This window comes from Amycolatopsis sp. NPDC058340 (assembly GCF_042723975.1).
GTDB lineage: Bacteria > Actinomycetota > Actinomycetes > Mycobacteriales > Pseudonocardiaceae > Amycolatopsis.
Map to the genome: position 1 here is coordinate 165,405 of NZ_JBHXIB010000014.1, position 7,460 is coordinate 172,864.

At 68.8% G+C, this 7,460-nt stretch carries 10 protein-coding genes; 6 read left to right on the forward strand and 4 right to left on the reverse strand.

Annotated features, from left to right (window positions below; translation table 11 throughout):
* Positions 1 to 29: 29 nt before the first annotated feature.
* The gene (locus ACFWIW_RS19030; protein ID WP_378369623.1) at positions 30 to 623 is read left to right on the forward strand and encodes an acid phosphatase; all 594 of its coding nucleotides are present in this window, start codon (positions 30 to 32) and stop codon (positions 621 to 623) included.
* Positions 623 to 1,105, forward strand: coding sequence for a GNAT family N-acetyltransferase (locus tag ACFWIW_RS19035; RefSeq protein WP_240599857.1), 483 nt, complete (start codon positions 623 to 625; stop codon positions 1,103 to 1,105). The genes ACFWIW_RS19030 and ACFWIW_RS19035 overlap by 1 nt, the downstream gene beginning before the upstream one ends.
* A 115-nt stretch (positions 1,106 to 1,220) precedes the next feature.
* On the opposite strand, the gene ACFWIW_RS19040 is transcribed toward ACFWIW_RS19035, so the two are convergent.
* Positions 1,221 to 1,760, reverse strand: coding sequence for a hypothetical protein (locus tag ACFWIW_RS19040; protein ID WP_016337065.1), 540 nt, complete (start codon positions 1,758 to 1,760; stop codon positions 1,221 to 1,223).
* A gap of 245 nt (positions 1,761 to 2,005) precedes the next feature.
* On the opposite strand from ACFWIW_RS19040, the gene ACFWIW_RS19045 reads away from it, so the two are divergent.
* Both ACFWIW_RS19045 and ACFWIW_RS19050 read left to right on the forward strand, forming a co-directional pair.
* Positions 2,006 to 2,932, forward strand: coding sequence for a diacylglycerol/lipid kinase family protein (locus tag ACFWIW_RS19045; RefSeq protein WP_378369624.1), 927 nt, complete (start codon positions 2,006 to 2,008; stop codon positions 2,930 to 2,932).
* Between the two features lie 273 nt (positions 2,933 to 3,205).
* A complete protein-coding gene (locus ACFWIW_RS19050) occupies positions 3,206 to 3,460 on the forward strand; it encodes a WhiB family transcriptional regulator (protein ID WP_007028999.1) in 255 nt (84 codons plus the stop codon).
* A 317-nt stretch (positions 3,461 to 3,777) separates the two neighbouring features.
* On the opposite strand, the gene ACFWIW_RS19055 is transcribed toward ACFWIW_RS19050, so the two are convergent.
* Positions 3,778 to 5,298 carry a sensor histidine kinase gene (locus tag ACFWIW_RS19055; RefSeq protein WP_378369625.1) on the reverse strand — a complete coding sequence of 507 codons (1,521 nt, stop codon included), beginning with the start codon at positions 5,296 to 5,298 and terminating at the stop codon, positions 3,778 to 3,780.
* Between the two features lie 106 nt (positions 5,299 to 5,404).
* Between ACFWIW_RS19055 and ACFWIW_RS19060 the strand changes: the two genes are divergently transcribed.
* Positions 5,405 to 5,479, forward strand: a complete 75-nt coding sequence (locus tag ACFWIW_RS19060; RefSeq protein ID WP_369299112.1) for a 50S ribosomal protein bL37 — start codon at positions 5,405 to 5,407, stop codon at positions 5,477 to 5,479.
* 66 nt (positions 5,480 to 5,545) lie between these two features.
* Here ACFWIW_RS19060 and rsrA read toward each other — a convergent pair whose 3' ends face one another.
* Both rsrA and ACFWIW_RS19070 read right to left on the reverse strand, forming a co-directional pair.
* Positions 5,546 to 5,869: a mycothiol system anti-sigma-R factor gene (rsrA, locus tag ACFWIW_RS19065; protein ID WP_240599854.1), complete on the reverse strand. Its 324-nt coding sequence runs from the start codon at positions 5,867 to 5,869 to the stop codon at positions 5,546 to 5,548.
* Positions 5,866 to 6,504 (reverse strand): sigma-70 family RNA polymerase sigma factor, encoded by a 639-nt coding sequence (locus tag ACFWIW_RS19070; protein ID WP_026466946.1) that lies wholly within the window; start codon positions 6,502 to 6,504, stop codon positions 5,866 to 5,868. The genes rsrA and ACFWIW_RS19070 overlap by 4 nt, the downstream gene beginning before the upstream one ends.
* A 190-nt stretch (positions 6,505 to 6,694) precedes the next feature.
* Between ACFWIW_RS19070 and ybaK the strand changes: the two genes are divergently transcribed.
* Positions 6,695 to 7,171 (forward strand): Cys-tRNA(Pro) deacylase, encoded by a 477-nt coding sequence (gene ybaK, locus ACFWIW_RS19075; RefSeq protein ID WP_378369626.1) that lies wholly within the window; start codon positions 6,695 to 6,697, stop codon positions 7,169 to 7,171.
* Positions 7,172 to 7,460 lie beyond the last annotated feature (289 nt).

Genomic DNA, 7,460 nt, shown 5'->3' on the forward strand with positions numbered 1-7,460 from the left:
ATAACCGGACGGCAGGCTATATTCGCAACGTGGCACATCGGCTCTTCCTCCTCCGGCATGGTCAGACCGAGTGGTCCGTCAACGGACGGCACACCGGACGCACCGACATCCCGCTCACGGCCGCCGGCGAGGGCCAGGCCCGCGCGGCGGGTGGCACCCTGCGCGCGGTTCTCGGCGGCAGCCCGGCACTCGTCCTCTCCAGCCCCCGCGCCCGCGCGCTGCGGACGGCCGAACTGGCCGGCCTGCGCGTCGACGAGGTCACCGAAGAGCTGTCCGAATGGGACTACGGCGACTACGAAGGCGTCACGACGCCGACGATCCGCGAGACCGTTCCCGGCTGGACGGTCTGGACGCATCCGATTCCCGGCGGCGAGAGCGCGGAAGACGTCAACGCCCGCGCGGACAAGCTGATCGAACGCGTCCGCGAACCGCTCGGCGAAGGTGACGTGATCCTGGTCGGCCACGGGCATTTCAGCCGCGTCCTGGTCGCGCGCTGGATCGGCCTCCCGTCGACGGCGGGCGTCCACTTCGGACTCGACCCGGCCGGCGTCGCGGTACTCGGCGACGAACGCGGCGAGCCGCAGATCGAACACCTCAACCTGCTCCCCACGACGGAGGACTAGTGGCCGACGACCGTATCCGGCGTATCCGCGAAGAAGACGTCGACGCCGTCGTCCGGCTCGTCTACGACCTCGCCGAGTTCGAGCGCGCCCCGGACGAGTGCCACCTCACGCCCGAGCAGCTGCGCGCCGCGCTGTTCGGCGAGGCGCCGGCCCTGTTCGGGCACGTCGCCGAGGTCGGCGGCGAGATCGTCGGCTACGCGCTCTGGTTCCTCAACTTCTCCACCTGGCGCGGCGTGCACGGCATCTACCTGGAGGACCTCTACGTCCGCCCCGAACAGCGCGGCTCCGGCCTCGGCAAGGCGCTACTGGCCACCCTCGCGGCGGTCTGCGTCGAGCGCGGCTACGCCCGGCTCGAATGGTCGGTGCTCAACTGGAACCCGGCGCAGGGGTTCTACAAGTCACTCGGCGCGGTGCCGATGGACGAATGGACCGTCGACCGCCTCACCGACGAACCCCTGAAGGCGCTCGCCGCCCAGATCTAGCGTGATCAGAGCCGGATCTCGCGTGATCAGACACGTGACTCGCGTGATCGGGCGCCGCACTCGAAGATCCGGCTCCAATCACGCGAGTTCCGGCTCTGATCACGCGAGTGCGGAGTCAGGAGTCGCGCTCTTCGCGCTCACGACGGGCCGCACGACCCGCGGCACCGTCCCGCTCGGCGGCTTCCTCTTCGGTCTCGCCTTCCTGCATCCCGAGCGCCCACGCGCGGGAAGGGCGGCGGAACAGCAGCACGATGACGGCGACACCGACCAGCCCCAGCGGCACTCCCCACAACGGCTGCCCGGACGGGCCCGCGCCGTACCAGCCGACGCCCACCAGGATCAGCGCGACGACCACGCCGGGCGACCTCGCCCACGTCTTCCCCATCATCAGCCCGGCCGCGCAGGCCAGCGTCCCGGCGGCGAGGACGAGGTAGTAGGCGACTTCGGCCAGGAGGTTCTCCGGTCCGGCCCGGCCGTTGACCAGGAGCAGGATCGCGAACACGATCAGGGCGAGCCCCGGCAGCGCGGTGACGGCGCCGGCGAGGCGGACTTCACGGGGCGCGGGCGAGAGCTTGTCGGCGATGGACACGGCGAAACAGCCTTCCAGGCTTCCGGACACGGCGCCCCACCAGGGCGGGTCACCGTACGTGAGCACTTTCGATCGTATGCCACCCGGTCGGCCGGTTTCCCCTCGCCGCCGCATGGGAAGAATTGGAAGTGTCGTCGATGAGCGGGCGGTCGGCCCGGGTGCACTTGTCACGACGCGCGAGAGCCGCCGGCGATGAGGAGGAACGCCCGCCACAGGGGTCATACGGTGCTGCTTCGAGGACGCACGGGCCACTGAGCTTCGCGTCACCTGACGCTCCCCTCTTCGGGCCGAAGGGGCTTACCCTGCGGTATGTGCGTGCCATCCTCGTCGTGAATCCCCAGGCCACCTCGACCACCGCCGGTGGCCGTGACGTGCTGGCGCACGCACTGGCCAGCCAGGTCAAACTCGACGTGGTGGAGACCGACTACCGCGGCCACGCGATGGCCGTGGCGCGGTCCGCCGCCCGCGACGGGATCGACCTGGTGGTCGCCCACGGCGGCGACGGCACGGTCAACGAGGTCGTCAACGGTCTCCTCGCGGACTCCGACGGCGATCCGGCGCGGGTCGGCGACGTCCCCATGCTCGGTGTCGTACCGGGCGGCTCGGCGAACGTCTTCGCCCGCGCGCTCGGGATCGCGCACGATCCCGTGGAAGCCACCCATCAGCTCCTCAACGCCATCGAGAACGACCGAAGCCGCAAAGTCGGCCTCGGGATCGCCGACGGCCACTGGTTCACCTTCAACGCCGGCATGGGCTGGGACGCCGACGTCGTCGGCCGCGTGGCCAAGCGCCGGGGCAAGCAGACCACCGCGGGGCTCTACCTGAGGGCCGCGGTCGCGTCGCATCTGCGGCCGCCGCTCGGCCGTCCGCCCCTCACGGTCCGCATCCCGGGTGAAGAGCCCACCGAAGTGCTGACCGCTTTCGTGTCGAACACCGATCCGTGGAGCTACCTGGGCGACCGCCCCGTCCATCTGAACCCGGACAGCTCGTTCGACACCGGACTGGGCCTTTTCGCGTTGAGCGGTCTGGGATTGCCCACCGTGTTCAAGCATGTACGGCAGGCATTGCTCACTAAGAGCGATCAATGCGGGCGACGTCTCCTTCGTCACGATGACCTGCCGATGATCCGCATAGACGCTGCTGAACCGGTAAACTTCCAGGTGGACGGCGACCTCGTCGGCCAGCGGAAGAGGGTGGAGTTCTTCAGCGTCCCGGAAGCACTGACGGTAATCGTCTGACGACCGGACCGCTGATCGCCTGCGGCAAAGTACGAACTGCCGCTCATCGACGCAGAACCTCCGCTCACCGCATCGGCCTTCCCATCGGAAGGCCGTTTCGGAACGAAACCGCAGGTCAGAAGCGTCGCTCGGCCGGGTGAGCTGACTCACCGATCTTCAGAAAACCCTTGTCGAAACGGGTGCTTCGTGAAAGCATTCACAAGCACCCAAAAAAACGACCGCCATGACGACTATGGCGCGGAGTACCGCGCCGTTATGAAGGAGCTCAGAAACATGGACTGGCGCCACGACGCGGCCTGCCGAGACGAGGACCCCGAGCTGTTCTTCCCCGTGGGAACCAGCGGTCCTGCTCTGTCGCAGGTAGCGCAGGCGAAGGCCGTGTGCCACCGCTGCACCGTCGCTTCCGACTGCTTGGCCTGGGCATTGGCCAGCGGGCAGGACGCAGGCGTCTGGGGCGGGATGAGCGAGGACGAGCGACGGGCCCTGAAGCGCCGTCGTACGCACATCGGCACGCGTACCTCCGCCTGAGTCTTTCGGACTCAGCACGCTTCATCGCATTACTCACAACTGAGCAAGACCCCAAGCTTCGGGAAACTCCCGCGGCGCAGTGGCCGTATGGCCGTGCGCTGCGAGGTGACACGTACCCGACTTGAGCTTAACAAGCGAGGCCGACACGCCCCCACGGGGGTACGGCTTCAGCGGACTTTTCCCAAGTCCTCCCGCGGAACCGTTACAGGGCCGGCGCCACTTCTCTTCGGGCGCCGGCCCTAAAACGTGTCCGGGTGGGACTGTCCTTTGAGGACGATCAAAAGGGACAGTCCACTCCAGACCCGTGACACCGGAATTCACAGACGTCGGGACAACGGGATCCGCAGCGCCGCTTCGGTGCCCACCCGGCGGGCGCCTTCTTCGGAATCCCCGCGCAGTCCCCGGATCGACAGCGATCCGCGCAGTTCCGACTCCACGAGGGTCCGCACGATCTGGAGCCCGAGGCCGTCGCTGCGTTCCAGCGAGAACCCCGACGGCAGCCCGCGCCCGTTGTCGCGGATGACGACGTCGAGCCAGCGCGCCGAGCGCTCCACCTCGAGTTCGACCTTGCCCGGCCGTCCGTCGGGGAAGGCGTGCTCGATGGCGTTCTGGACCAGCTCGGCGAGCACCATCACCAACGGCGTCGCGATCTCGGCGACGACGACGCCGAACGAGCCCGTGCGCGAAAGCCCGACCTGCGATTCGGCGGTCGCGACCTCGCCGACCATCGGGAGGACGTTGTCGAGCAGCTTGTCGAGATCGACCCGTTCGTCCACCGAGATGGACAGCGCCTCGTGCACCATCGCGATCGACGAGACCCGGCGCACGGATTCGCCGAGCGCGAGCCGCGCCTCCTCGCTGGACGTGCGGCGCGACTGGAGCCGCAGCAACGCGGCGACGGTCTGCAGGTTGTTCTTCACCCGGTGATGGATCTCGCGGATGGTCGCGTCCTTCGACAGGAGGGCACGGTCACGGCGCTTCACCTCGGTGACGTCGCGCACCAGCACCAGCGCGCCCGCGGGCTGCCCGGCGGGCCGCAGCGGCAGCGCACGGAACAGCACGACGGCGCCGCGCCGCGAGTCCGCTTCCGTCCGGCTGCTGGGCTTGCCGTCGAGCGCCTCGATGATCCGGTGCGACACCTCGGTCGCGTCGAACGGGTCGCGGATGAGCGACCTGGTCAACGGCGCGAGACGCTGGCCGACGAGGTCGGATTCGTGCCCCATCCGGTGATAGGCCGACAACCCGTTCGGGCTGGCGAAGACCACGGTGCCGGTCGGGTCGAGGCGGATGAGACCGTCGCCGACCCGCGGACTGGTGTGCGTGTCCGTCTGGTTCCCCGGGCTGGGGAAGGTGCCGTCGACGATCATCTGGCACAGGTCGCCCGCGCTGCCGAGATAGGCGATCTCGAGCGGGCTCGGCACCCGCGAGGCGGCCAGGTTGGTCTCGCGGCTGAGGACGGCGATCACCGTGCCGCCGAACACCACCGGGATGGCCTCGCGCCGCATCGGCAGGTCGCGGTACCAATGCGGGTCCTCTTCGCGGCAGATCCGCACCTCGCGGCTCGCCTTGGCCAGCTGCGGATGCTCGGCCTCGGTGAACCGGGAGCCGACGACGTCCTCCGGATGGGCCGTCGGCGCCGTCGTCGGGCGCGCGTGCGCGACACACACGTAGTCGCCGCCGTCGGGCTGCAGCTCCTCCGACACGGCGACCCAGAGCAGGAAGTCGGCGAAGGACAGGTCGGCGAGCAGCTGCCATTCGGCGACCACGGTCTGGAGATGGTCCGCGGCTTGACCGGACAGGCCGGTGTTCTCCGCGAGCAGATCGGAAAGGGTGGACACGTCCCCATCCAAGCAGGGTGAGGGCCGCATGACACACTGGAGAGGTTGACCCTGGCCCAGCGGTGTCGTATCACCCCGCGCGGGCCACTCGGACGAGGAGTGAAACATGTCGAAGCGCGCCCGCAAGCGTCGCGACCGTAAGAAGAACGGCGCGAACCACGGCAAGAAGCCCAACTCCTGATCATCGATCAGACGACGAAGGCCCCCGTACCGATCCGGTACGGGGGCCTTCGTGTGTCCTTGGGCACTACTCGAACGTCTGCTCGATCTTGACCTCGGTGCGCTCGATGGTGATCGAGCCCTTGGCCTGCACGGTCTGGCGGATCGAGGCCCGCAGCCGGGACTTGAGGTCGTCCGGCGCGTGGTCGCCACCGCATTTGCGGGCGAGCAGCTGCTTGATGTGCTCGTCGATGCCGTATTCCTCGAGGCACGGCGGGCAGTCCTCGATGTGCTTGCGCAGGGCGGCGTCGCGCTCGGCGCTGCACTCCTTGTCCAGCAGCAGGTAGATGTCGGCGAGGGCTTCCTCGCACCTGACCTTGTCGTCCGCTCCGGCGCAGTAGTCCTCGTTCATCGCCCCGCCACCTCCTGCTGTTTGCCCGCGCGGATGAAGCCGCGCTCACGCGCGACGTCGGCGAGCAGGTCGCGGAGCTGGGCGCGGCCGCGGTGCAGCCGGGACATCACGGTGCCGATGGGCGTGTCCATGATCTCGGCGATCTCCTTGTACGCGAAACCTTCGACATCGGCGAGGTAGACCGCGAGGCGGAACTCCTCGGGCAGCTTCTGCAGCGCTTCCTTGACGTCGGCGTCGGGCAGGTTGTCCATCGCCTCGACCTCGGCCGAGCGCAGCCCGCTGGAGGTGTGGCTCTCCGCCTTGGCGATCTGCCAGTCGGTGATCTCCTCGGTGGGCTGCTGCACCGGCTGGCGCTGACGCTTGCGATAGCCGTTGATGTAGGTGTTGGTGAGGATGCGGTACATCCACGCCTTGAGGTTCGTACCCGCCTTGAAGGACGCGAAGGCCGCGTACGCCTTCAGGTACGTCTCCTGGACGAGGTCCTCGGCATCGGCGGGATTCCGGGTCATCCGCATGGCGGCCGAGTACAGCTGGTCGAGCAGGGGCATCGCGTCCCGCTCGAAGCGCTCGGCCCGCGCGGCCGCCTCTTCGGCGTCCGTGCCCGTGTCCGGCGCGGGATTCTGCGTGCTCGGCAAACCGTTCCCTTCCCGATCGGCGTCGATGCGCTTGTGCGCATGAGACGCCGACGAGTTTACGCGCGGACGGATCACCTGGCCGCCCGGCGTGCGCGGGATCAGGATTCGGGGAGCTTCGAGTGTGGTGGACACGTGCCTTCCAACAGTGAGGCCCGGCCGGGCATTCCCGGCACGCTCGTAGACTCCGCCCATGGCAGGCAAGGGAACCCCGGCGACGGCGCTGCTGGCGAAGCAGAAGGTGGCGCATGCTCTGCACGCCTACGACCACGATCCGCGGGCCGAGTCGTACGGCCTCGAAGCCGTCGAAGCGCTGGGGCTCGACCCCGCGCGCGTGTTCAAGACACTCGTCGCCGAGGTCGACGGGAAACTGACCGTCGGTGTGGTCCCGGTCACCGGCCAGCTGGATCTGAAGGCACTGGCGGCCGCCGCGGGCGGGAAGAAGGCGAAGATGGCCGACCCCGCCGCCGCGCAGCGCGCGACGGGATACGTGCTCGGCGGGATCTCGCCGCTCGGGCACCGGAGCAGGCTTCCGGTGGTGGTCGACTCGTCGGCGGAGAAGTTCGAGACCGTGCACTGCTCGGCCGGCAGGCGGGGGCTGGAGGTCGAACTCGCGCCCGGCGATCTGGTGCGGCTCACCGGTGCCGTGGTCGCCCCCATCGCGGGCTGACCCCTCCCGCGTTTCGTCCTCTGAATGCGGTAGGTCGCGTGACCGCCGGGACGGCACACGTGATCAGACGGACGACACGCGTGACTGGACGGACGACACGCGCCTGCGGCCGGTCTGCCGCGTGTCGTCCGCCTGGACACAGGTGACGTCCGTCCGATCACGTGTGACGTCCGTCCGATCACGCGAAACCGCCCGATCGCGGACCCGAATCGCCACTCACGACCACCCTGTCCTCCCGCGTTTCGTCCTCTGAATGCGGTAGTTGCACGCGCAAGGACCGCATTCAGAG